This window comes from Nitrospirillum guaranorum (assembly GCF_034653275.1).
In the GTDB taxonomy this organism is placed as follows: Bacteria; Pseudomonadota; Alphaproteobacteria; order Azospirillales; family Azospirillaceae; genus Nitrospirillum.
Genome location: NZ_JAYEES010000001.1, coordinates 1026145 through 1050416, shown reverse-complemented (window position 1 = coordinate 1050416; position 24272 = coordinate 1026145). Strand labels below are relative to the sequence as shown.

The window sequence follows — 24272 nt, the reverse complement described above, 5'->3', positions numbered from 1 at the left end:
CGTCCATGCGCGCCGCCACCACCATCCTACTGGGCCTGCTGCTGGCTTGCCCGCGGATCCCGATCGCACACGCCGATGTGCGCGAGGTGCCCGCGGGCGGGAATGGGCTGGCCCGCGCGGTGGCGGCGGCCGCCCCGGGGGATGTCCTGCGCCTGGCGCCGGGTATCCACCAGGGTGGGGTCACCATCGACAAGCCGCTGACCCTGGAAGGGCCGCCGGGCCACGGCGCAACCGTGGATGCCGGCGGCACGGGCAGCGCCCTGATCGTCACGGCGCCTGAGGTCACGGTGCGCGGCCTGACCCTGACGGGATCGGGTGTCGAACAGCACACCATGGATGCCGGGGTGCTGCTGCACCCCACGGCCACAGGCGCACGGATCATCGACAACCGGCTGAGCGGCAACCTTTATGGCGTCTATGTTCAGGGCCCCCACGACGCCGTGGTCGAGGGCAACGACATCGCCGGCCGCACCGACCTGCCCATGAGCCAGCGCGGCAACGGCGTCACCGTGTGGAACGCCCCCGGTGTCCGCATCGTGGGCAACCGCATCACCGGCGGCCGCGACGGCATCTTCGCCAACGCCAGCCGCCAAGACCTGTTCCAGGGCAACCGCATGGCCGGCGTCCGCTTCGCCATCCACTATATGTACACCAATGACAGCCGCATCCTGGACAACGTGTCGGTGGGAAACGACATCGGCTTCGCCCTCATGTTCTCCGACCGTCTGGAGGTTCGGGACAACCAGTCGGTGGGCGACAACGACTACGGCCTGCTGCTGAACTACGCCAACGCCTCCACCGTCACCGGCAACCGGGTCTCGGGCCGTTTCCCGCGACCGCAATCAGGCCGCCCGACAGGGGGCGACGCTGGCGACGGCGGCATGATGCCCCGGGCGACGGGAAGCGAGGGCGGATTCCGCGCCGGCACCGCCAAGTGCGTCTTCGTCTACAACGCCAATAAGAACCGCATCGCCGACAACCGCTTCGACGGCTGCGACATCGGCATCCACTTCACCGCCGGGGCGGAGCGCAACACTCTGACCGGCAACGCCTTCATCGGCAACCGCACCCAGGTCATGTATGTCGGCACCCGCTCGCTGGATTGGTCCGACCATGGCCGGGGCAATTACTGGAGCGACAATCCGGCCTTCGACCTGAACGGCGACGGCATCGCCGATGAGGCCTACCGCCCCAACGACTTGGTCGACCGCGTCGTCTGGCGCTTTCCCGCCGCCAAGCTGCTGCTGAACAGCCCGGCCATTCAAGTCATCCGCTGGGCCCAGGCCCAGTTCCCGGCATTGCATCCCGGCGGGGTGGTCGACAGCGCGCCCCTGATGAAGCCGCCCCCCGCCATCGCGAGTGCCCAGCCAGGAGCGCCCACCCCATGAACGCTTCCGCCACCAACGTTTCCTCCGCGCATGCCTCGGTCGTCATCGACCAGGTCACGAAGATCTACGACGCCCGCGCCGCGCTGAACCAAGTCGGACTGCGCCTGGATCCCGGCCAGTGCGTGGCCCTGGTGGGCCATAATGGCGCCGGCAAAAGCACCCTGATCAAGCTGATGCTGGGCCTGATCCGGCCCACCCACGGACAGGTGCGCCTGTTGGGCGAGGATCCGGCCGGGGCGCACGCCGCCCGCCTGCGCCGGGCCGTGGGCTACCTGCCGGAGAACCTGGCCTTCCACCCCTCCCTCACCGGGCGGGAGACCTTGGACTTCTATGCCCGGCTGAAGGGCGTGGCGCGCACCGGCAACGCCGACCTGCTGGCCCGCGTCGGGCTGGAGGCGGAGGCGGCGCGCCGCAGGGTGGGCACCTATTCCAAGGGCATGCGCCAGCGCCTGGGCCTGGCCCAGGCGCTGCTGGGCCGCCCCCGCGTGCTGTTCCTGGATGAACCCACCACCGGCCTGGATCCGGCCCTGCGCCAGGTGTTCTACGAGATCGTGCAGGAACTGCGCGCCGCCGGCGTGACCGTCCTGTTGTCATCGCACGCGCTGACGGAATTGGAAGGCCAGACCGACCGCATCATCGTCATGAACCGGGGTGTCAAGATCGCCGATGGCACCCTGACCGACCTGCGCCACCTGGCCGACCTGCCGGTGCGCATCCGGGCCACTGGGGCGCAGGCCGGTACCGTGGCCGAAGCCCTGGGTCCGCTGGCCCGGGTTGAGCCCGATGGGCGAGCTGTCGAGTGCCTGTGCGCGGGCGGCGACAAGGTGGCCGTGCTGCGCCGCCTGACCAGCCTGCCCCTGGCCGACATCGCCGTGACGGAACCCAGCCTGGATGAGCTTTACGCCCATTTCCTGCGACGGGAGCAGGCCGCATGAACATCCCCCTCATGACCATCCCTCTCATCCTGGCCGGCAAGGAAATCCGCGATGGCCTGCGCAACCGCTGGGTCGTGGCCGCCACCTTGCTGATGGCCACCCTGGCGCTCAGCCTCACCTTCCTGGGCAGCGTGCCCACCGGCACCGTGGGCGTGGGCGCCCTGGACGTGGTGGTGGTCAGCCTGTCCAGCCTGACCATCTTCCTGGTGCCGCTGATCGCCCTGTTGCTGTCCTTCGACGCCATCGTGGGCGAGGTCGATCGCGGCACCATGAGCCTGCTGCTCTCCTACCCCGTGTCGCGGGTACAGGTGGTGCTGGGCAAGTTTCTGGGGCATGTGGCCCTGCTGGCCTTCGCCACTCTCGTGGGCTATGGCGCCGCCGGCGCGGCCCTGGTCCTCACTGGCACCGACACGGGCGCGGAGGGCTGGCGCGCCTTCGCCGGGCTGATCGGATCCAGCATCCTGCTGGGCGCCGTGTTCATCGCCCTGGGCTACCTGATCAGCGCCTTGGTACGCGACCGGGGCGCCGCCGGCGGCATCGCCATCGGCCTTTGGCTGGTGTTCATGCTGGTGTTCGACATGGCCCTGCTGGGTGTCCTGGTGGCGGATCAGGGCAAGACCGTCACCGTAGGCCTGCTGAACTGGCTGATGCTGGCCAACCCGGCCGACGCCTTCCGCCTGTTCAACCTGACCGGCACCTCGCAGGTCAGCCAATTCGCCGGCATGGCCGGCATCGCCGGGCAACTGCAGCTGGGCCCCCTGACCCTGTTGGCTGTCCTGGCCGGGTGGACGGCCGTGCCCCTGGCCGCCGCCGCCCTCATCTTTTCCCGGAGGCAAATCTGATGCGCGCGCCCTACCTGCTGGCCCTCTTGGCCCTCTTGGCCGTGGCCGGCTGCAAGCCCAAATCCGAAACGGCGCTGGTGGCCCTGGCCCCGCACAGCCTGACCGACGCCGACATCGCCCATTTCTGCAACATGGCGGTGACCGAACATGCCGGCCCCAAGGGCCAGATCCTGCTGAAGGGCGATCCCACACCCGTTTGGTTCGCCTCCGTCCGTGACACGGTGGCCTACATCCTGTTGCCGGAGGAGCCCAAGGATGTGGCCGCCATCTACGTGACGGCCATGGAAATGTTGAGCGACGATCCGCACCACCCGCCGGCGGCCAGCTGGATCGACGCCCGCGCGGCCTTCTACGTGGTGGGCAGCGTCGAACACGGCGCCATGGGGGGCGATGAACTGTTTCCCTTCGGCAGCGAGGCGGCGGCGCGGGCATTCGCCGCGGCGCACCAGGGCACCGTCGTGCGCTACGCCGACATCCCCAAGGACAAGGTCTTCGACGGTGGCGACCGGGGCCAGACGGGCGGCGCGTCATGAGCGCCCCCACCCGCCGCCGCGTCCTGACCATCCTGGCCGCCACCGCCGGTCTGCCGCTGCTGGGGCTGCGCGGCGCCCCGGCGGCCGAGGCACCATCCCCTCTCCACCACTGGTCCGGCGTCGCCCTGGGGGCCGACGCCCGGCTGGTCATCAACCATCCCGACCCGGCCGAAGCCGCGGACCTGATCCAGGCCAGCCTGGCGGAGGTGGCGCGGCTGGAGGGCATGTTCAGCCTGTACCGGCCCGACAGCCTGCTCAATCGCCTGAATCGTGACGGCGCCCTGACCGACCCGCCGTCCGACCTGGTGGCCCTGCTGGCGCAGGCCCTGTCCATCGCCCGGCTGACCAACGGCGCCTTCGACCCCACTGTGCAGCCGCTGTGGACCCTCTATGCCGACCATTTCGCCACGCCCGGCGCGGATCCGGCCGGCCCGCCGGCGGCGGCGCTGCGCCGCGCCCTGGACCACGTCGGCCACGGCCATGTGTCGGTGACGGCGGACCGGGTGGCCCTGAACCGCTCCGGCATGGCGCTGACCCTGAATGGCATCGCCCAGGGCTATGTCACTGATCGGGTGGTGGCCTTGCTGAAGGCGCGCGGTGTCGCCCACACCCTGGTGGACATGGGGGAGATACGGGCGGTGGGCCATCATCCCGCCGGCCGGCCCTGGACCGCCGGCATCAAGGCGCCGGGTGACGACGACCGCACGGTGCTGACCCTGTCCCTGGCCGACCAGGCGCTGTCCACCTCCGGCGCCTACGGCACACCCTTCGAGGCCACGGGCCGCTTCAACCACCTGTTCGACCCGGCCACCGGCGGATGCAGCGACCCCGGCATGAGCGTCAGCGTGCGGGCGCCCACCGCCACCCTGGCCGACGCCCTGTCCACCGCCTTCAGCGTCATGGGGTCCCGGGACATCGCCCGCGTCCTGGCGCAAGTGCCGGCTTGCCAAGCCTGGCGGTCGCGCGTCGACGGCACCATCGCGGCGCTGGCCTGATCAGCTGTGCAGGCCGGGGGCCTCCTGCCCGGTGCTGGCCACGTATTCGGTGTAGCCGCCGCCGTACTGGTGGATGCCTTCCGGCGTCAGTTCCAGCACGCGGTTGGACAGCGTGGCCAGGAAGTGGCGGTCGTGCGACACGAACAGCATGGTGCCCTCGTACGCCGCCAGGGCGGTGATCAGCATCTGCTTGGTGTCGAGGTCCAGGTGGTTGGTCGGCTCGTCCAGCACCAGGAAGTTGGGCGGGTTGTACAGCATCATGGCCATCACCAGCCGGGCCTTCTCCCCGCCCGACAGGACGCGGCAGCGCTTGTCCACGTCGTCGCCGGAAAAGCCGAAGCAGCCGGCCAGCGCCCGCAGCGAGCCCTGGCCCGCCTGGGGGAACTTGGCCTCCAGGGCCTCGAACACCGTCTGCTCGCCATCCAGCAGTTCCATGGCGTGCTGGGAGAAATAGCCCATCTTGACGCTGCCGCCGACCATGACGGTTCCGGAATCCGGCTGGTCCGCGCCGGCGATCAGCTTCAGCAGGGTGGACTTGCCCGCACCGTTGACGCCCATGACGCACCAGCGCTCCTTGCGGCGGATGGTGAGGTCCAGGCCCTGGTAGATGGTGCGGCTGCCGTAGCCCTTGTGCACGTTCTTCAGCACGGCCACATCGTCGCCCGAACGCGGCGCCGGCGGGAATTCGAACGTCACCGTCTGGCGGCGCTTCGGCGGCTCGATCCGCTCGATCTTGTCCAGCTTCTTGACCCGGCTCTGCACCTGGCTGGCGTGCGAGGCGCGGGCCTTGAAGCGCTCGATGAACTTCAGCTCCTTGGCCAGCATGGCCTGCTGGCGCTCGAACTGCGCCTGCTGCTGCCGCTCGTTCAGCGCCCGCTGCTGCTCATAGAACACATAGTCGCCGGAGTAGCTGGTCAGCGACCCGCCGTCGATCTCGATGATCTTGGTGACGATCCGGTTCATGAACTCCCGGTCGTGCGAGGTCATCAGCAGGGCGCCGTCGTAGCCCTTCAGGAACCCCTCCAGCCAGATTAGGCTTTCCAGGTCCAGGTGGTTGCTGGGTTCGTCCAGCAGCATGGCGTCGGGCTTCATCAGCAGGATGCGGGCCAGGGCCACGCGCATCTTCCAGCCGCCGGACAGCATGCCGACGTCCTTGTCCATCATCTCCTGGCTGAAGCTGAGGCCGGCCAGCACTTCCCGCGCCCGCCCCTCCAGCTCATAGCCGCCCAGCTCGTCAAAGCGCGCCTGCACCTCGCCATAGCGCTCGATGATCTCATCCATGCGGTCGGCCTGGTCGGGGTCGGCCATGGCGGCCTCCAGGACAGCCATCTCCTTGGCCACCGCGCTGACCGGGCCGGCGCCGTCCATCACTTCCGCCACCGCGCTGCGGCCGGACATCTCGCCCACGTCCTGGTTGAAGTAGCCTATGGTGATTTGCTTCTCCACCGACACCTGGCCGGTGTCCGGCAGTTCCTCGCCCGTGATCATGCGGAACAGGGTGGTCTTGCCGGCGCCATTGGGACCGACCAGGCCCACCTTCTCACCCCGGTTCAAGGCCGCGGACGTCTCCATGAACAGGATGCGATGGCCATTGTGCTTGCTGATGTTTTCGAGGCGGATCATGGGGACCGGGTTCCAAAGGCGGGATTCGCCCCCTTATGCCACAGGATGCGTGACGCGGTAGTGTCCGGATCGGCATACCGGTCCAGCGATGGGGGGCCCGCAGACCCCGGGCTCCAAAATTTTTTCCCATTGCCCATAACGGATTTTTGGCGCCCGTTCGTCATCCAGGGAAAGGGCGCCGTGTGTGCGCGGAAAACCAAGGGAGGAAGGACGTCCGGTGAACAGAAGTGCGGTGGATCTATGGTTTGTGGAGGAAGTCCTACCCTTGGAGGCGGCGCTGACCGGCTACCTGCGCCGCAAATGGCGGGAGGCGTCCGAGATCCCCGATCTTCGGCAGGAGATCTACACCCGTGTCTACGAGGCGGCGACCGTGGCGATCCCTGAGATGACCAAGCCCTTCCTGTTCATGACCGCCCGCAACCTGCTGATCGATCGCGCCCGGCGCGCGCAGGTGGTCTCGATCGAGACGGTCATCGATCTTGAGGACCTGGACGTGGCCGACACCGTGCCCAACCCGGAACAGAGCGCCGTCGGCCGCGAGGCCATACGCCTGCTGCAGGCCGCCATAAACCGCCTGCCGCCACGCTGCCGCGAAGTGACGCTGCTGCGCAAGGTGCACGGCCTGCCCCAGCGAGACGTGGCCCGCCGCATGGGCATCAGCGAAAGCACCGTGGAGCAGCAGGTGGCCAAAGGCGTGCGCCTGATCGCCGACGCCATGGTGGACATCGTCCCCGAACCCGTGACCAGCCGCTTCGGCCGGCGCCCGCGCAAGGTGGGGCAGCCATGATGGAGCATGATCCCATCGAGGAACAGGCGGCGCGCTGGCTGGCCCGCCAGGACGCCGGCCCGCTGGACGCGGCAGCCAAGGCCGGGTTCGACGCCTGGATCGCCACCTCCACCCGCCATCGCGTGACCTACCTGCGGCTGGAGGCGGCGTGGCGGCGGGCGGACCAGCTGCGCGCCACCCGCCAGGCCCCCGCCCTGCCCCTGCCGCGCACCAGCATGGCGCGGGCGCCGTGGCGCCGCTGGGCGCCCGCGATGGCGACGGCGGCGGCTGTCGCCCTGGTCGTCATCGTCCCCATGATGGATGACTGGGACTGGCCCTTCGCCGCCGGTCAGAAGTTCAGCACCGGCGTGGGGGACCGCTATACCGCCCACCTGCAGGACGGATCGCAGATCGAACTGAACACCAACACGCGCCTGCGCGCGTCCGTGGACCAAACCGCGCGCGAGGTGCGGCTGGACAAGGGTGAGGCCTTCTTCGAGGTGGTGCACGACGACAAGCATCCCTTCGTCGTCATCAGCGGCGACCTGCGCATCGTTGACGTCGGCACCAAGTTCTCCGTCCGCCGTGACGGCGACAGGCTGGAGGTGGTGGTGGCCGAGGGCGCCGTCCTGGTGGAGGACATGGCCCATCCCAACGACGTGGCCCCCACCCTTGTGACGCAGTTGAGCGCGGCGGTGGCGCAACCCAAGGCCATCCGCAAAAGCCCGCGCAGCGAGGAACAAGTACGGGACTCCCTGGGTTGGCGCCACGGCACGCTGGTGTTCAACGACCGCCCCCTGCGTGAGGTGGCGACGGAGTTCAACCGCTATAACCGCAAGCAGCTGGTGGTGCCGGCCGAAGGGCCCATGGGCGACATCCGCATCGGCGGCAGTTTCGAGGCCACGAATGTCGACGCCTTCGCCCGCCTGCTGCACAGCGGTTTCGGCCTGAAGATAGTCGACGACGGCAGGGAAATAAGAATTTCAAATTGAGGATAGGGGATCCGGCACGGTCCTTCGTCATAGCCAAATACAACAATTTAGAAATTGAGGGAGAAATCGTGCCGAACCCCAATATCCGTCACGCCCTTTCCGCCGTGCTTCTGACGACGGTCTGTTGGCCCGCCCTGACCCACGCCACCGAATCCATGGCGGCACCGCAACCTGCACGCGCAATCACTTTGGCGTCCGCCGCCGAAACGATGATCGACATCCCGGCAGGCGACCTGCGCGCCGCGCTGGAAAGCTATATTCGCCAAACCGGCTCACAGCTGATCTACAGGGCCGACGACGTCGCCGGCATCAGCACCAAGGGTGCGCAAGGGCGCCTATCCGCCCAGCAGGCGCTGGACAGCATCCTGGCCAATACCGGCCTGACCGTGCACCGCGACCCCTCGGGCGCCGCCGTGGTTAGCCGCAAGTCCGACCGCGCCGCCACGGCGACCCCGGCCCTGCGCAATGCTGCCGCCCAAGGGGCCGCCACCGATGGCACCGCGGCTCAGACCCAGGTGGCCCAGGCCACACCCGCCACGACGACCGGCGCCGACGACACCGTGCAGATGGGCGGCGCGCCCGACCTGCAGGAAATCATCGTCACCGGCCTGCGGTCCAAGCGCAACCTGCTGAACGCCTCCGTCGCCATCACCGCCGTGAACGAGGCCGACCTGGCCCAGAAGGCGCCGCGCAGCACCGTCGACGTGCTGGAAATGATCCCCGGCATCTTCGTCGAGGGCACGGCCGGCCCGGTGTCCAACAACTACTCGGTGCGCGGCCTGCCCGGTGGCACCCAGCAGTTCGTCCGCCTGATCGAGGATGGCATGCCCGCCATCTATGGCGGTCTGAACGATGACGAGGTGTTCCAGAACGACATCTCGATCGACCGGGTCGAGGCGCTGCAGGGCGGCAGCTCGGGCATCCTGACGCCCAACGCCGCCGGCGCGTCCATCAACTTCATCTCGCGCAAGCTGAACTTCGACGAGGCCGGCGGCATCGCGCGCATCACCGGCACCACCTATGGCGACCGGCGCGGCGACCTGTGGTTCTCGTCCCCCATCCCGGACCTGAAGGACACCGCCTTCGCCATCTCCGGCTATTACGACAGCACGCCGGGCGTGCGCAGCTCGCCCTTCCGGTACGAGACCTATCACATCAAGGGCCAGCTGGAGCACAAGTTCGAGGACGGCTGGATCCGCTTCACCGTCAAGGACTGGGACGAGCACGACCCCTACTACGCCGACCAGCCCTACGCCTATAACAACGGCACCATTTCCAGCGTGCCGGGCCTGGACACGCAGTTCGGCAACATCATCGGCAAGGGCTTCGCCAACGTCAGCGTGCCGGACTCCTGCTACGCCAACGGCCAGTGCTTCCGCAATTTCAGCATGCAGGACGGCATCCATGCCACCGGCCACCAGTTCCGCGTGGATGGGGAGCGTGAGTTCGACCACGGCATCTCCCTCTTCGCCCGCGGCCGCTATACCGAGACGGACTGGGACTTCAACGGCGTGTTCGCCGGCAGCGGCACCGGCAACGGCGGCTTGGCCTCGGCTCTCGCCTACCTGACGCCCACCAGCGCTTCGCCCATTTACGACCTGCTGCAGTCCGGCCTGGCCGCCTTCCCCGGCACCACGCAGTTCGGCATCCGCAACCTGACCAACGGCCAGGTCACCGCGGCGTCCAACGCCGCCGCCCTGAACGCGCTCAACGGCAATGGCCTGCTGCAGCAGACCGTGCTGAACCGCCAGCTGGTTAAGCTGCGCGACTGGGGCAGCGATTTCGGCGCCAAGTGGGACACCTCGGGCGACGGCTGGACCAACAGCCTGACCGTGGGCGGCATGATCTACGCCACCGACATCGCCAACGACCAGTCGGGCGTCTCCACCGTCATCAACGATGTGAAGAACCAGTCCAACATCTATGACATCGTGGCCATGAACAGCGCCGGCAACGTGCTGGGCACGCTGGGCAACAACGGCCTGATCTCCTACGGCAACTGGGGTGCGGGCATCAGCGCCACCCACCAGACGTCGAAGTCGGTCTACGTGAACGACGAATTCGCCTGGAACCAGGATCTGCACTTCGACTTCGGCGTGCGCTATGAGCGCGAGGACACCGATGGCGTGGCGGGAAACAGCTCGCCCCAGCCCATCCCGGCGGGCGTGGGCGGCATCGTGCAGGTCAACCCGAACGCGTTCAACGGCACCTACAACTACACTTCGGGCCATGAATCGCCGGTGCACGTCACCGCCGGCGTGAACTACACCATCGCCCAGAACCTGTCGGTCTACGCCCGCTACGCCCACGCCTACCAGACCCAGGGCACCAACCCGCAGGCGGCCGCCCTGTCCCTGTACGAAGGCGGCGTCACCTATTCCGACTACGGGCTGACCGGCACCGTTCGCGGCTTCCGCACGGAGTTCAAGAACCAGACCTGGGGCGGCGGCGTCAATCCGGCCGATCCCAACCTGAACCAGGGCTTCTTCGCCGATTCCGAAACCAACGGCGTCGACGTCGACCTGTACTACCGCCCGCAGTACGAGCCGCTGAGCGCCTTCGGCGTGCACGCCCAGGCCACCTACCAGGACCCGACGTTCAGCAACGTCAAGGTCGGCTTCATCGACGTCAACGGCACCAACATCGCGCCGCAGGTGGCCGCCTTCTACAACGGCAAGATCCCGGGCCGCACGCCCAAGATCCTGTACGCCGTGACGCCGGAATACAACCTGCCCAACAACAAGGGACAGATTTACCTGCGCTACAAGTATGTCGGCCGCATCTTCGCCGACAACGGCAACCAGGTGGAACTGCCCGGCTATGGCGTCGTGACCATCGGCGCGATCTACAACATCACGCCGGCCATGACGCTGAACGTCAGCGTCGACAACGTGACGGACGAGCTGGGCCTGACGGAGGGCAACCCCCGCCAGGGCTTCACCCAGCAGGTGGTGAACGGCTACTTCTATGGCCGTGGCATCGTCGGCCCGAACGCCATGGTGTCCCTGACCGCGAAGTTCTGATCCAGCGTCCTTCCACCCTTTCCTCCCCTGGGGGCGGCGGATCAGTCTCGGGGCCCGCCGCCCGCTTTTTTCGATGGAGAGCGAAACCGTGTCAGATCGCCGGATCCGGAAGGTCGTCATCCTGGGCGGCGGCACCGCCGGATGGATGACGGCGGCAGCGCTGGCCAAGGTCAACAGCCCGCCGCAGTTCGAGGTGACGCTGATCGAGTCCGACGAGATCGGCATCATCGGCGTGGGTGAGGCCACCATCCCCACCATCCATTGGTTCAACCGGCTGGTGGAGCTGGACGAGGCGCAGTTCCTGCGCGAGACCAAGGCCACCTTCAAGCTGGGTATCGAGTTCGTCGGCTGGAATGGCGGCGATAGTCGTTATTTTCATCCCTTCGGCCGCTATGGCGGGCCGGCCGACGCGCAGATGTTCTTCCACCGCTGGATCCGCGCCAACCTTGGCGGCTTCCCGCACGGCCACCAGGATTATTCCCTGGCCACGCTGGCGGCCAGGGCCGGCAAGTTTGGCCCGCCGGCATCCGACCCCAATTCCCTTTTCTCCACCCTGGGCTACGCCTACCACTTCGACGCCGGCCTCTACGCCGCCCACCTGCGTCGCAGGTCCGAGGCGCGCGGGGTGAAGCGGATCGAAGGCAAGGTGGAACGGATCGAGCAGGATCCGGAGAGCGGCTTCGTCACCCGCCTGACCACCCACCGGGGCGAGGTGGTGGAGGGCGACCTGTTCATCGACTGTTCCGGCCTGCGCGCCCTGCTGATCGAGGGCGTGATGAACAGCGGGTTCGAGGACTGGTCCCACTGGCTGCCCTGCGACCGCGCCCTGGCGACCCCTTGCGAGCGTGTCGCCGATCCCACCCCCTATACCCGCGCCACCGCCCACGCCTTCGGCTGGCAATGGCGCATCCCGCTGCAGCACCGCACCGGCAACGGCATCGTCTACAGCAGCCGGTTCGTGGGCGATGACGAGGCGGCCGCCACCCTGATGGCCAACCTGGACGGGCAGGCGCTGGCCGACCCGCGCCTGATCCGCTTCCAGACCGGGCGGCGGCGGCGGTCCTGGGTCAAGAACGTGGTGGCCATCGGCCTATCCAGTGGCTTCCTGGAGCCCTTGGAGTCCACCTCCATCCACCTGATCCAGAGCGGCATCGCCAAGCTTTTGTCCCTGTTCCCCACCCGCGATTGCCCGGAGGAGACGGCGGGCCAGTTCAACCAGGTCTATGGTGCCGACGTTGAATCGGTGCGCGACTTCCTGGTGCTGCATTACAGCCGCACGCAGGGCCGGGATGAACCGCTGTGGCGCCACTGCCAGGCCATGGCGGTGCCGGAGGGCCTGTCCTTGAAGGAACGCCACTTCACCCGCACCGGCCGCATCGTGCTGTCGACCGACGAACTGTTCCGCGAGGCCAGCTGGTTCGCCGTGCTGATGAGCCAGGGGCTGCGGGCCATCGACTACAATCCCCTGCTGGACACCATGCCAGCGGACGAGAACGTGGCCTATCTGAGCCGCCTGCGCGACCAAATGGCCAAGGCCGCCGCCACCCTGCCCAGTCACGAAGAATATCTCCGCCGCGTGATGGGACCGTCCTGACCTGACCCTCCTCCCGTCTTTCCACCCTGCCACCCTCCTAGCCTGCCGCCGTCCCTATCCCGGGACGGCGCGCCTCTAGTTCATGCCCGCCTGATAGGATCCGCCCATGCCGCGTCTTCCGCACCTGCTCTCCAGCTCCGTCCTGGCCCTGACGCTGGCCTGGGCGCCGGCATGCTTTGCCGACACGGCCGCGAAGCCGGCGCTGTCCTACAGCCTGACGGAGGGGCGGAACCTCAACGCCTTCCTGCGGCAGGGCGAGGTGGCGGCCCACCTGCTGCTGCGCTCGGGCAAGGATGCGCGCATCCTGGTGGCCTTCCCCGCCGGCAACAGCAGTGTCGGCCTGTGGCTGGACACGGCCGACACCGCCAACTGGACGCTGGTTGGAACGCCCCAGCCGGTCACCACCACCGACGCCAAGGGCCGCCCCCTGCGCGGCGTGGTGTTCGAGGCCGCACTGAAGGCCGACAGCGCCGTGCCCCGGCAGGGCGTGCTGTCCAGCACCCGGGTGCTGCGCGACTATGAAGCCCTGCGCACCCTGCCCACCCAGGTCCAGGCGCAGCCCACCCGCACCAAGGACGCGCTGGATTGGGCGCGGGATCGCCTGGACGGTAACGCCGGCTACCGCCTGACGGTGACGGTGACCCATGGCCAGCTGACGGACGGTGGGTTTAAGGCCGGTGCCGACGGCACCATCGGCCTGCGCGTCACGGCACTGACCGGTGAGACGCCGCTGACCCCGCTGGCCGGCGACCAGTTGCTGAACGCCAGCGCGGCGGCGCAGCCAGCCAGCCGCGACGCCCTGACCTTTCTCAGCTACCAGGAAAAGCTGCTGGCCGGATCGTGGCGCTTCCACACCTATTTCGGGCGCGACACGTTGATGTCGGTCATGCTGCTGATGCCGGCACTACAGCCGGACGCGGTGCAGGCCGGCCTGCGCTCCGTCCTGGCCCGCCTGTCGCCCGACGGCCAGGTCGCGCACGAGGAGGATATCGGCGAGTTCGCCATCCTGGACCATCTCAAGGCCGGCGGCGGCATGTCAGACGCGCCCGTCTATGACTACAAGATGGTGGACAGCGACTTCCTGCTGGCGCCGGTGGCCCGCGCCTGGCTGCTGGACGATCCGCGCGGCCGGGCCGCCGCCGCCGGCTTCCTGGCCGCCGCCGACGGCCGGCATGGGCAGGTGGAGGCGGCTGGCGCAGCCCTGGTGCGCAACCTGCGCCGGGTGGTTGCCCAGGCCGCCCCGTTCGCGGCGGCGCCGGGTGTCGAGACCCTGGTGCGGCTGAAGCCGGGCCAGCAGGTTGGGGAATGGCGCGACAGCAACACCGGCCTGGGCGGCGGCGTCTATCCCTACGACGTCAACGCCATCCTGGTGCCGGCGGCCTTGGACGCGGCGGACGCCCTGCTGAAGGCCAAACTGCTGGACCCCTGGCTGGACGCGGCGGCCCGCGCCGACCTGACCAAGGCGGCGGACCTCGCCAAGGTGTGGCGGGCCAAGGCCCCCGCCCTGTTCGACGTGACGGTGGCGCCGGCCGAGGCGCGCCGGGACGTCGCCGCCTATGCCGCCAAGGCGGGCGTGCCGGCCGAGGCGGCGCTGGCGGCCTTGCCCAAGGGCCCGGTGCGCTTCCACGCCCTGTCGCTGAACGCCGACGGCACGCCCGTTCCCGTCCTGCATTCGGATGAGGGGTTCGCGCTGCTGTTCGACCATCCGACAGCCGAAGCCCTGGATGCCGCCGTGGCGGCTGCCGACCGGCCCTTCCCCGCCGGCCTCATGACCGGCGTCGGCATGCTGGTGGCCAACCCGGCCTACGCGCCGGCGGCGACGCAGGACCTGTTCCCGCGCAGCGCCTATCACGGCACGGTGGTATGGTCCTGGCAACAGGCGCTGACCGCCGCCGGCCTGACCCGCCAGCTGTCCCGCACCGACCTGCCGGCCGCGACCCGGGCCCGGCTGACCCGTATGCAGACCGCGCTGTGGCGGGACATCGAAGCCGCCAAGGGCGTGCAAAGCTCGGAACTATGGTCCTGGGACTTCCGCGACGGCCACTACATCGTCGCCCCCTATGGCGCCGCCGGCAACGACGCCGACGAGTCCAACGCCGCCCAGCTGTGGAGCACTGTGTTCCTGGCGGTGCAGCCGCCTGGGGGGCAGCGCTGATCGCTGTTCAGCCTTAACCGCCCTGGTAGCATACGATGCTAGTGCGAGGTTTCCGGCCAGAACCCAGCATCCATAATCTGCTCAAATGACCATGGGCATTCCGCCGGAAAGGTTGCCTCCGGCAGGCCGGTTTCATCGGCGGCCATGATCAAGGCGTTGCCGTAAGCCTGCTGAATGGCTTCCGGCAGTTTCGCCTTCAGGCTGGGGTTGTCCTGAAGATGAACGGCCAAGTCACGTCGTTGCACCCGGATCGTCGCTTCCCAGGAAGAGCCGCGTCGCACCGGCTGGAACTGCCATTTCAGGAGATGCAGGAGCAGGACCACGAGGCGGTTTGCCAGTTCACGCTTCTCGGCTTTGCCCATGCTCTCGATTTCCTCGGCGATGTGCTCAATGTCCGCCACCGACAGCTTGCCGGAGCGCAGCAGGGCCGCCTGTTCATTGGCCCAGGCGTAAAAGTCCTGCTCATAAAGGCCGGACTTAGGCATCAGCACTTCCTCCTTTGAACGACTCGGCCTGAGGATAGCACAAGCCGCCCTTCAGGATGGATCGAGGATCTACATGGTAGCGGATAAGCAAACGCCCCAGCGTGTCTTTTGCTCCGTGCAAGGGCTGAATGAGGCCGAATAACGAAACCAAAATTACTAAAGTTCCATGACAGGCCGGAATCTGCGCCTGTGCCGCGTCTTGGCTTTCCGAGGGCGCCCGTCGTGGGCGTCCATGACGGAGCCGAAAGAAGACCATGCGACACACGATGCTCAAGGACGTCCTGCTGTGCGGCGCCATGGCCGGCGCGCTGCTGGCCGCACCGACCATCCATGCCGCTGAAGGCAGCGCCCCCGCCACCCCTGCCCCCAACGCCGCCGACGCCGGCACCCCCGACGCCAGCACGGACGGGACGCTGGACGAAATCCTGGTCTTCGCCAACCGCGACCAGGCCGACACCGCCAAGATGCGCTCATCCAACACCGTCGACATCATGTCGGCGGCGGAGCTGGAACACACCGCCGTCCATAACGTGGCCGAGGCCCTGGGCCTGCTGCCCGGCGTGACCGTCAGCAACACCGGCCAGTCGGTGGCCGGCGGCATCGATGGCGCCTCGCGCGGCGAAGGCATGCTGGTGGCCATCCGGGGCATGAACTCCGAATTCGCGGTCGACCTCATGAACGGCGTGGAGGTGGCCCAGGGCCTGCCCTACAGCCGCAGCGTCCAGCTGGACCTGCTGCCGCCGTCCGGCCTGCAGACCATCGTCGTCAACAAGACGCTGGACGCGTCCATGAGCGGCGACGCCATTTCCGGCACCGTCGATTTCCGCACGCCCACGGCCTTCGACTTCGCCAACCCGCTGCACTTCAGCATCCAGGGCGGCGCCCGCCTGGAAAGCCGGGCGCGCGACTATGGCGAGACCGGCCTGGGCGGCAACACCGCCGCCGAGGTGGCGACCCAGTTCGGCCGCGACCGCCAGTTCGGCGTCTATGTCAGCGGCTACTACGACAAGCGCTACTTCACCAACAGCGAGATGGCGGGCATCGACAGCGCCCACAACGACGGCGGCTGGGGCTTCGCCGTCAGCAGCGCCAAGAACGGCTCGACCAACCCGGCGGGCACGGACCCGGCGTCCAATCTGCGCCAGACCGGCATCAGCGTCGGCGTGTCGGACGGCAGCACCGAACGCTATGGCGGCAACCTGTCGCTGGACTGGCACCCGGACGACACCACCGCCGTTTTCCTGCGCGGCTCCTTCGCCCGCGAGAACGCGGTGCAGAACAGCACGCTGAGCCAGATCATCAGCACGGACAAGAGCTGGAACGCCCTGTCCAACGGCCTGTACGGCCTGAGCGTGGACAAGTACCGCACCTCCGTCTGGTACGAGACCAACCCGGAACGCGCCGACCTGTCCACCCTGCAACTGGGCGGCGAGAAGAAACTGGGCGCCCTGACCTTGACGCCCACCCTGTTCTTCAGCGCCGCCAACAACGACCGCCCCAACCACATCGAGGCGTCGGCCCGCAATGACCAGTACAGCAGCGGCGCCCGCTTCCCCAGCGGCATCGCCGGCATGGGCAACAACGACGGCTATCCGGTCCCGGTGTTCAGCCCGGGCATGTATGACGCCCTGAACAACGCCGCCACCGCGCTGTGGGCGCGGCGCGCCGGCCAGTTGACCCAGCAGGGCAGCCACCAGGACAAGTACGGCGCCAAGCTGGACGGCCAGTACGACATGGCCGACAACGGCCCGCTGTCCTTCATCAAGGCTGGCGTGAAGTTCGTGGAGAGCGACCGCGCCGTCACCAACCGCGACTGGACCAACCCCTATTTCTCCGCCCTGGGCTATCCCAACAGCACCTGGTCCAGCCTGGGCATCGCCAACGGCTATTATTCCTCCGTCTACCCCGGCCGCTACAGCTGGTCGGTACCCAAGGTCAACCAGCAGGCCTTGCTGGACTATTTCTACAAGCTGCAGACGGCCGGCAGCTTCGACACCTGCAACGGCAACTACGTCGACAACATGAACTGCAACACCCTGAAGGGGCGGGAGCAGGTGACGTCGGCCTATGTCATGGCCGACCTTCAGTTCGGCCAGGTGGAGGTCATCCCCGGCGTCCGGTTCGAGCACACGGACATCCACAACACCTTCTGGCAGTTGGACAACAGCGGCAAGTCCGTGGGCCATTGGGAAAACAGCACCACCACCTACAACGAGCCGCTGCCCAGCGTGCTGGTCAACTGGCGCCCCGACAACGACAGCGTCTACCGCGCCAGCGTCAGCCAGTCCTACACCCGCCCCGCCCTGGTGCAGCTGGGTGCCTCCTCCTCCGTGTCCATCAGCACCGACACCGGCGTGAAGACCATCACCCAGGGCAACCCCAACCTGAAGCCCATCGAGTCCACCAACCTGGACATGTCCGGCGAGTGGCACAACAGCCAGGGCGGCATGGCCTCGGCCGCCGTCTATTACAAGCGGCTGTCGAACTACCTGTTCGACAACGGCTCCACCCTGGTGAACCCGTTCAGCACCACCAGCAACCTGGTCAGCATCAGCCAGCCCAAGAATGGCGGCGACGGCGACGTCTATGGCATCGAGCTGGCGTTCCGGCAGAAGTTCGACACCATCCTGCCCGGCTGGCTGTCGGGCTTCAGCATCGGCGGCAACGTCACCCGCCAGTGGTCGGTGGTCGACACCGGCATCAAGGGCCTGGACGCCGACCAGCCCATCCAGAACGCCCCCGGCTGGCTGGCCAACGCCACCCTGTCCTACGCCGTGGGCGGCTTCTCCGCCGACCTTGGCTACAACTACACTGGTTCGTACCTCGCCTATTACGACTACCTGGGCCAGGGCGGCAGCTGGGACAACATGTGGGTCCGGCCGACCAACCGCCTGGACCTGCACGTGGGCTACAAGTTCGACAACGGCTTCGCGGTCGACGGCTCCGTCTCCAACCTCACCGGTGACTACACCTACTGGGCGCATATCGGGCACAACAGCCTGACGCTGTCGAACATCGTCGACAGCGGCACCACCGCCCTGATGACCGTCAAGTATACCTACTGATCCGTTCTGCTACCGGGGGTGGGACCGCCAGGTCCCGCCCCTTTCCCACCCCCGCGTCCCCGTCATCGGGAGCCTGCACATGGCGCAGCCCTCCATCATAAATCTGCAGCCTGCCGCCGCTATGACCTTGTCCGCGCCCATTGGTCGGACGAGAGGGAAGATGGACAGTCAGGCCGATGCCCGGGCCCACAGCGATCCGCCGTCGGCGCTCGACGGCGCGGAGTTCGAGGCCCACCAATCCGTGCTGCGCGGCTATTTCACCCGCCGCGTGCGCCAGGCGCAGGATGTGGACGATTATGTCCAGGACGTCTATCTGCGCGCATTGGCCGCCGCCCCCGCCCGGGGCGTGGACAATTGGCGCGCCTTCCTGCTGCGCGTGGCCGGCAACCTGCTGGTCGACCGTTTCCGCCGCAACGCCGCCCGCCACCAGGACGCCCACGACGGCCTGGATGAGGTGGCGGAATTGGCGGACGACGGCGCAGCAACGCCCGAGCACACCGTCATGGTCCGGCAGGAGCTGGCCAGCCTGGAGGCGGCGCTGCGCGACGTCGACCCCCTGGCACGGCATGCCTTCCTGCTGGTACGCGTTGATGGGCTGAGCCACCGGGAAGTGGCCGGCCGCCTGGGCCTTGAGGTCAAAATGGTGTCTCGTCAAATCGAACGCGTCCTGGCCCACCTGGCCCGGACGATGGTGGAGCCGGCGCGTTGACCTCCACCGATCACGATCAAGCCTTGTTGGAAACCGCCGCCGCCTGGATGCGGCGCATCCAGGCGGTGGAACTGGGGCCGGAGGGCCAGCGGACCTTCCGCGCCTGGCTGGCCGCCGACCCCCGGCACACCGCCGCCATGGACCTGGTGACCCGCGCCTGGACGGCCAGCGGCGCCATCGACGACAAGGGCGCGTTGCGGCCGGACCTGACCCGCGCCCGCGGCCTGCGCCTGGCCAACGAAAAAACGCGGCCCCACCGGTCCTGGCGCCCCATCGCCTGGATGCCGCCCCTGGGTGGCCTGGCCGCCGTCCTGGCCCTGGCACTGCTCTGGCTGTGGAACGGCGCGGTCAGCGAGGCCGACTACGTCACCGCCGCCCATGACAACCCTCAGGTGACCCTGTCCGACGGTACCGTGATGCGCCTGGGCGGGTCCACCCACCTGCATGTGCGCATCGATCCGCTGGGCCGCCGCGTGGACTTGGCCCAAGGCGAGGCGGAGTTCCAGGTAACGCATGAGGCGCTACGACCCTTCCACGTGATGGCCGGGGCGCTGGAGGTGCGCGACCTGGGCACGCGCTTCACCGTTTCATCGCATGGCGGGCAGGTGCGCGCCGTGCTGCTGGAGGGGGCGGCCGAGGTCCGCGACCGCGACAGCGGCCGGGCGCTGGCCAGCCTGGCGCCCGGCCAGCAGGTGGACCGCGACGGCCAGGGCCCCGTGCGCCTGGGCAAGGCCAATGTGGACCAGGTCAAGGCCCGCCAGGACGGTCGCATGCTGTTCGATGACGTGCCCCTGGCGCAGGTGGTGCCGGAGGTGGCGGCGCGCACCGGCATTGTCCTGCATCTGGAAGACCCAACCTTGGACGCCATCCGTGTCAGCGGCAGCTACCGCGCCGACGATGTCGCCGGCTTCCTGGCCGCCTTGGCCCGCCTGCATCCCATCACCTGGCGGCAGGACGCCAATGGGGATTACCGGATTGCGCGCCGGCGGTAAGCCCCAGCGCCGGCCCGGACGCCGCCAGGGGCGCCGCCGCCTGGCGGCGTCCTGCGCCCTGCTGCCGTTGTTGGCGGCGGCACCCGTTACGGCGGGAACGGCGTTCACCATCGCGGAACAACCCCTGGGCAGCGCGCTGCTGGATCTGGCGCGCCAGTCCGGCCGCGACGTGCTGTTCCGGCCGGAGCTGGTGCGCGGCTGCCGCGCCGGCCCGCTGGCGGGGGTGACGGATTTCGAGACGGCGCTGGGCCGCCTGATATCCGGCTGCCACCTGCGCTATCGCCTGGGCGACGGCGGCGCCATCGAGCTGGAACGGGCATCGCCCACCCCGGCCACCCCGGCCGTGGCGCCGGCCGCCGGCCAATTGCCCGAGGTGCTGATCGTCAAGGCGCCCTACCATGGCACGCCCCCAGCGGAAATCACCGCCACCGCCCTGACCGACGGCCTGACCACGGCGGATCTGCACGACGGGGCGGATCGCACCCTGGCTGAAAGCCTGGGCCGGCTGGCCGGGGTCAACGTGCTGGTGACCTCTCTTCAGGGCGACCTGGGCGGCATCGACCGCGCGGCCCGGGGCGAAGGCCAGTTCGCCGCCGTGCGTGGGCTGGACAGCGCCTATGCCGTGACCCGCCTGGACGGCGTGTCGGTGGCGCAGAGCATGCCCTATAGCCGCGCCGTGCAACTGAGCCTGCTGCCGCCGCTGGCCATGGACGGGGTGGAGTTGACCAAGACGCCGGACGCTCATGACGACGGCGATGCCACCGCCGGCCAATTCGACCTGCGCCTGGCTTCGGCCCTGGAGGGCGGCGAGCATACCCGCCTGCTGGTCCAGGGCAATTTGGACGAACGGTCCGCCAGCCTGGGCCGGCCCTCGGGCGGGGGCCTTGCCACCGTCGACGTCGCCCGCCAGTTCGGCCGCGACCACAGCCTGGGCCTGGCCGTCACCGGCTATTACGGCCGCAACCGCTTCGCCAGCGTGGAGCAGTCCTACCAGTCCACCCAGTTGGAATACCGCCTGGTCGACGCCAGTGGGCAGACGCCGGCCGGCATGGATCCGGCGCGCAACCTGCTGGCCACCTCGCTGAACGTGCAATATTCGGAAGGGGAGACGCGGCGCTGGGGCGGCAGCCTGGCGGGGGACTGGCAGCCCAGCGACACCTTCCGCGCTTTCGCCCACGTCACGGTGGCCACCGCCGACACGGACCAGGAGGTCTACCAGATGGGCTTCCAGGGTGGGCGCGACCCCAGCTTCATCACCCGCGTTGCCCTGGGCAACGGCCTTTATGAGAACCGCAGCGTCAAGACCCAGGTGCATTACTGGTTCGAGACCAACCCCGACACCGCCACCCTGGGCACGGCGCAGCTGGGCGCCGACTGGCACACCGGCGCCCTGACCCTGTCGCCCCGCCTGTTCTACACCTGGGGGGAGAACGGCCGGCCCCAGCATATCGAGCTGTCGTTCTGGAACCCCACCGGCACCACGGTGAACCAGGGCCTGAGCCTGGGGCACCAGGCCGGCTATCCCGTGGTGGCCGGGCCGGCGGGCGCCTTGGCCATGGCCGATGATGTGGATAGCCTGCCGGTTTCAAACCGCGGCCAGATCACCAGCCTGTCCAGTCGCCAGGACCGGTTGGGCGGCGCCTTGGACGGCAAGCTGGCCTTGGGGCCCGACGCCACGCTGGAGGCCGGGGTGAAGATCACCGACAGCCGGCGCGACAGCTACCGTCGCGACCAGGAGGGGCAACTGGTCGGCGGCCGGGGTGCGGTGGATGCCGGCACCACCGTCGCCGGCCTGGCGGCCGTGGGCCTGCGCGCCGGCACCCTGACGGCCCCCCTGGCCGGCATCTACGACTTCGCCTTTCCCTTGATCAACGCCGACCGGCTGGCGCAGCTGTACCGCCAGCGCGACGGCACCGCCACCTGGACGGCCGATGCCTGGAACGGCAACACGCTGAGCGGTGGGGAGCGCACGGTGGCCGCCTATGCCCAGGCGCGCCTGACCTGGGATGATTTCGCCCTGCTGCCGGGGTTCCGGGCGGAATTCTCGGACCTGACCAATCGCTATTGGCTGTCGGGCGACAACGGCGTGCCCACGGGCGGCGTCAATTACGGCTGGAACGAGAGCGGCAGCCGGTTCACCGCCCTGCTGCCCCGCCTGCTGGCCCGCTGGCAGCCGGACGAGCGCGCCACCTACCGCGCCGCCGTCTGGACCAGCCAGACCGCGCCGTCGCCCTATCAGCTGGCGGGCAACGCCACCGCCACCCAGGACAGCGACGGCGTGCTCACCGTCACCCGGGGCAATCCCGACCTGAAGGCGGTGGACGGCCTGAATTTCGACCTGTCCGGCGCCTGGGCCTGGGGGGACGGCCCCGGGAGCGGGGACGACGGGCGGCTGGAACTGGCGCTCTTCCACAAGCGGCTGAAGAACTACCTCTACGATGCCGGCGGCGGCCTGGCGGTGGGGTCGCCCACCAGCGACGCGCAAGTGCGCCTCAGCATCCCCACCAACGGCGGCACCGCCCGGCTGACAGGGGCGGAGCTGTCGGTGGACCAAGGGCTGGCATCCGTGGCCGACACGCTGCGTGATTTCCACCTGGCCGGCACCCTCAGCTGGGAAACCACCGCGGTGCGCCTCAACAGCCCTGATTTGAACGCGGTGGAGCGGGTGCAGTACGCGCCCCGCTGGCTGGCCGGGGTGCAGTTGCGCTACGACAGCGGCGCCCTGCACCTGGCTTTGGACTACCGCTGGGCCGACGATTACGTGCAGTCCTATGGCACCGCCTTTGTTTCCGGAGGCGGAACGACCATGGCTGGCAGCGGGCTGGACACCTGGGTGCATCCCACGCGGCGCCTGGACCTCAGCGCCGGCTATGAGGCCGGCGGGGGCTTGAGCGCCCGCCTGACGGTGCGCAATCTGGGCGACGCCCTGGCCTACCGCACCAGCGTCGGCCGCCACGGCGACGCCGTGGTGCAGACCATCAGCGCCGGCCGCAGCTATGAACTCAGCCTGCAACAGGAGTTCTGATGAACCCGCCCCTTCGCCTGGCCGCCGCCATCGTCGTCACGCTGCTGCTGGCCCCGCCCGCGCTGGCGGCCGATGCCGCCGCCCTGGCGGGCGCCTCGCCCCTGACGCGCGACGCCCTGGCCCGCCTGCGGGCGGATGTCGACGCCGTGCGTGATCCCACCATTAAGGCCGCCACGGCGGACGCCCTGTTCAACCCCACCACCTGCGTGGCCCATCGCGCCAACCTGGGGCGGGCGGACGAGCGGGTCCTCATCGACCGGTTGGTGGCCGAGGGCCTGGCCGATCCCGGCGACAGCCTGATGGACGGACTGTTTCCCGCCCTGCCCGGCGAAGGCGGCCCCTGCCCGCACCTGCCCCAACCCTTCGCCGTCGCCCCTGGTGGCAACGCCGGCAGCCATCATTCCTGGCCCGGCGGCCTGCCCCTGCACGAGGCCTTCAACGCCCAGAGCGCCAAGGATTTCGCCGCCGCCTACCAGGCTATAGACGGTGTCGGCCTGGAGGGGCAGGACGACCTGATCGCCGCCGCCCCGCTGTGGCACGACTGGGCCAAGGCCCTGCTGTTCGTCTGGCGCCCGGATGGCGGCCTGCCGCTGGAGGTGTCCCTGGGCGGACATGGACCCGACGGCGACTACCGCACCAGCGCGCACCATATCCTGGGCCTGGCGGAGGCGATGGCCCGCCGCCTGCCTGCCGACCTGGTCATCGTACAGGCCTGCGCCCACCAGGCGCCGGAGCGGGGCAAGCCCGAGCGGCTGGTGCACTGGCTGCGCGCGGCTGCCATCATCGCCCGGGTGGACCCGGTGGCGGCGGGTTACCTGGCGCCGACACAGGCGGGTGGCTTGATCCTGCCTGGCATGGCGGAGGCTGGCGCCGTGCCGCGCTGGTGGTCCGCCTGCCTGATCCATGCCCAGTCCGACCACAATTGGGTCTACGCCGAACCCGCCGTTGAGGATGCGGACGCCCTGCTGCGCCAATTGGCGCCCCGCTTCGGCGTGGATGCCGCCGACCCCGTCCGCTACACCTGGGGTTACCGCCATGCGGTGCTGAGCCGCCTGGGGGCGGCGCGCGTCCAATCCCTGGCGGCCCGGGGCGGGCTGGAGGCCCTGGCCGAAACCTTGACCCAACTGCGCGCCCAAGGCGTGTTTTGATC

At 68.8% G+C, this 24272-nt stretch carries 17 protein-coding genes; 15 read left to right on the top strand and 2 right to left on the bottom strand.

Annotated elements, in window-relative coordinates; all coding sequences use genetic code 11:
• The first annotated feature begins 5 nt into the window (after positions 1-5).
• Genes UAJ10_RS04210 through UAJ10_RS04190 form a run of 5 tightly spaced genes read left to right on the top strand, consistent with a single transcriptional unit; the run spans position 6 to position 4693 of the window.
• Entirely contained in the window at positions 6-1388 is a 1383-nt protein-coding gene (locus UAJ10_RS04210) for a nitrous oxide reductase family maturation protein NosD (protein WP_322914108.1), read from the top strand.
• Complete coding sequence (locus UAJ10_RS04205) at positions 1385-2323, top strand: ABC transporter ATP-binding protein (protein WP_322914107.1); 939 nt, start codon at positions 1385-1387, stop codon at positions 2321-2323. The genes UAJ10_RS04210 and UAJ10_RS04205 overlap by 4 nt, the downstream gene beginning before the upstream one ends.
• A complete protein-coding gene (locus UAJ10_RS04200; RefSeq protein WP_322914106.1) occupies positions 2320-3165 on the top strand; it encodes an ABC transporter permease in 846 nt (281 codons plus the stop codon). The genes UAJ10_RS04205 and UAJ10_RS04200 overlap by 4 nt, the downstream gene beginning before the upstream one ends.
• Complete coding sequence (locus tag UAJ10_RS04195) at positions 3165-3698, top strand: nitrous oxide reductase accessory protein NosL (RefSeq protein ID WP_322914105.1); 534 nt, start codon at positions 3165-3167, stop codon at positions 3696-3698. The genes UAJ10_RS04200 and UAJ10_RS04195 overlap by 1 nt, the downstream gene beginning before the upstream one ends.
• Positions 3695-4693 carry an FAD:protein FMN transferase gene (locus tag UAJ10_RS04190; protein WP_322914104.1) on the top strand — a complete coding sequence of 333 codons (999 nt, stop codon included), beginning with the start codon at positions 3695-3697 and terminating at the stop codon, positions 4691-4693. The genes UAJ10_RS04195 and UAJ10_RS04190 overlap by 4 nt, the downstream gene beginning before the upstream one ends.
• Here UAJ10_RS04190 and UAJ10_RS04185 read toward each other — a convergent pair whose 3' ends face one another.
• The gene (locus UAJ10_RS04185) at positions 4694-6316 is read right to left on the bottom strand and encodes an ABC-F family ATP-binding cassette domain-containing protein (protein ID WP_322914103.1); all 1623 of its coding nucleotides are present in this window, start codon (positions 6314-6316) and stop codon (positions 4694-4696) included.
• Between the two features lie 217 nt (positions 6317-6533).
• Between UAJ10_RS04185 and UAJ10_RS04180 the strand changes: the two genes are divergently transcribed.
• The 5 genes from UAJ10_RS04180 (at position 6534) to UAJ10_RS04160 (ending at position 14846) form a co-directional block, all read left to right on the top strand.
• Entirely contained in the window at positions 6534-7103 is a 570-nt protein-coding gene (locus UAJ10_RS04180; RefSeq protein WP_322914102.1) for an RNA polymerase sigma factor, read from the top strand.
• On the top strand, positions 7100-8074 hold the full coding sequence (locus UAJ10_RS04175; RefSeq protein ID WP_322914101.1) for a FecR family protein: 975 nt from the start codon (positions 7100-7102) through the stop codon (positions 8072-8074). Before UAJ10_RS04180 ends, UAJ10_RS04175 begins: the two co-directional genes overlap by 4 nt.
• A gap of 209 nt (positions 8075-8283) precedes the next feature.
• The gene (locus UAJ10_RS04170; RefSeq protein WP_322914100.1) at positions 8284-11097 is read left to right on the top strand and encodes a TonB-dependent receptor; all 2814 of its coding nucleotides are present in this window, start codon (positions 8284-8286) and stop codon (positions 11095-11097) included.
• An 88-nt stretch (positions 11098-11185) separates the two neighbouring features.
• Positions 11186-12691, top strand: a complete 1506-nt coding sequence (locus tag UAJ10_RS04165; RefSeq protein ID WP_322914099.1) for a tryptophan halogenase family protein — start codon at positions 11186-11188, stop codon at positions 12689-12691.
• 106 nt (positions 12692-12797) lie between these two features.
• Positions 12798-14846 (top strand): hypothetical protein, encoded by a 2049-nt coding sequence (locus UAJ10_RS04160; RefSeq protein ID WP_322914098.1) that lies wholly within the window; start codon positions 12798-12800, stop codon positions 14844-14846.
• A 38-nt stretch (positions 14847-14884) separates the two neighbouring features.
• Here UAJ10_RS04160 and UAJ10_RS04155 read toward each other — a convergent pair whose 3' ends face one another.
• Positions 14885-15331, bottom strand: coding sequence for a DUF29 domain-containing protein (locus tag UAJ10_RS04155; protein WP_322914097.1), 447 nt, complete (start codon positions 15329-15331; stop codon positions 14885-14887).
• A 254-nt stretch (positions 15332-15585) separates the two neighbouring features.
• Here UAJ10_RS04155 and UAJ10_RS04150 point away from each other — a divergent pair, with 254 nt between their 5' ends.
• From UAJ10_RS04150 to UAJ10_RS04130, 5 genes are all read left to right on the top strand, one after another.
• Positions 15586-18396: a TonB-dependent receptor gene (locus UAJ10_RS04150; protein WP_322914096.1), complete on the top strand. Its 2811-nt coding sequence runs from the start codon at positions 15586-15588 to the stop codon at positions 18394-18396.
• A 160-nt stretch (positions 18397-18556) separates the two neighbouring features.
• Positions 18557-19105, top strand: a complete 549-nt coding sequence (locus tag UAJ10_RS04145; RefSeq protein ID WP_322914095.1) for an RNA polymerase sigma factor — start codon at positions 18557-18559, stop codon at positions 19103-19105.
• Positions 19102-20097 carry a FecR family protein gene (locus UAJ10_RS04140; RefSeq protein WP_322914094.1) on the top strand — a complete coding sequence of 332 codons (996 nt, stop codon included), beginning with the start codon at positions 19102-19104 and terminating at the stop codon, positions 20095-20097. Before UAJ10_RS04145 ends, UAJ10_RS04140 begins: the two co-directional genes overlap by 4 nt.
• Positions 20081-23122: a TonB-dependent receptor gene (locus UAJ10_RS04135; RefSeq protein WP_322914093.1), complete on the top strand. Its 3042-nt coding sequence runs from the start codon at positions 20081-20083 to the stop codon at positions 23120-23122. Before UAJ10_RS04140 ends, UAJ10_RS04135 begins: the two co-directional genes overlap by 17 nt.
• Complete coding sequence (locus tag UAJ10_RS04130; protein ID WP_322914092.1) at positions 23122-24270, top strand: hypothetical protein; 1149 nt, start codon at positions 23122-23124, stop codon at positions 24268-24270. The genes UAJ10_RS04135 and UAJ10_RS04130 overlap by 1 nt, the downstream gene beginning before the upstream one ends.
• Positions 24271-24272: the final 2 nt, after the last annotated feature.

What these genes read in the sequence shown, in the direction of transcription:
- UAJ10_RS04210 (WP_322914108.1), top strand. Translation starts at nt 6, where the DNA reads ATGCGCGCCGCCACCACCATCCTACTGGGCCTGCTGCTGGCTTGCCCG.
- UAJ10_RS04205 (WP_322914107.1), top strand. Translation starts at nt 1,385, where the DNA reads ATGAACGCTTCCGCCACCAACGTTTCCTCCGCGCATGCCTCGGTCGTC.
- UAJ10_RS04200 (WP_322914106.1), top strand. Translation starts at nt 2,320, where the DNA reads ATGAACATCCCCCTCATGACCATCCCTCTCATCCTGGCCGGCAAGGAA.
- UAJ10_RS04195 (WP_322914105.1), top strand. Translation starts at nt 3,165, where the DNA reads ATGCGCGCGCCCTACCTGCTGGCCCTCTTGGCCCTCTTGGCCGTGGCC.
- UAJ10_RS04190 (WP_322914104.1), top strand. Translation starts at nt 3,695, where the DNA reads ATGAGCGCCCCCACCCGCCGCCGCGTCCTGACCATCCTGGCCGCCACC.
- UAJ10_RS04185 (WP_322914103.1), bottom strand. Translation starts at nt 6,316, where the DNA reads ATGATCCGCCTCGAAAACATCAGCAAGCACAATGGCCATCGCATCCTG.
- UAJ10_RS04175 (WP_322914101.1), top strand. Translation starts at nt 7,100, where the DNA reads ATGATGGAGCATGATCCCATCGAGGAACAGGCGGCGCGCTGGCTGGCC.
- UAJ10_RS04170 (WP_322914100.1), top strand. Translation starts at nt 8,284, where the DNA reads ATGATCGACATCCCGGCAGGCGACCTGCGCGCCGCGCTGGAAAGCTAT.
- UAJ10_RS04160 (WP_322914098.1), top strand. Translation starts at nt 12,798, where the DNA reads ATGCCGCGTCTTCCGCACCTGCTCTCCAGCTCCGTCCTGGCCCTGACG.
- UAJ10_RS04155 (WP_322914097.1), bottom strand. Translation starts at nt 15,331, where the DNA reads ATGCCTAAGTCCGGCCTTTATGAGCAGGACTTTTACGCCTGGGCCAAT.
- UAJ10_RS04150 (WP_322914096.1), top strand. Translation starts at nt 15,586, where the DNA reads ATGCGACACACGATGCTCAAGGACGTCCTGCTGTGCGGCGCCATGGCC.
- UAJ10_RS04145 (WP_322914095.1), top strand. Translation starts at nt 18,557, where the DNA reads ATGGACAGTCAGGCCGATGCCCGGGCCCACAGCGATCCGCCGTCGGCG.
- UAJ10_RS04130 (WP_322914092.1), top strand. Translation starts at nt 23,122, where the DNA reads ATGAACCCGCCCCTTCGCCTGGCCGCCGCCATCGTCGTCACGCTGCTG.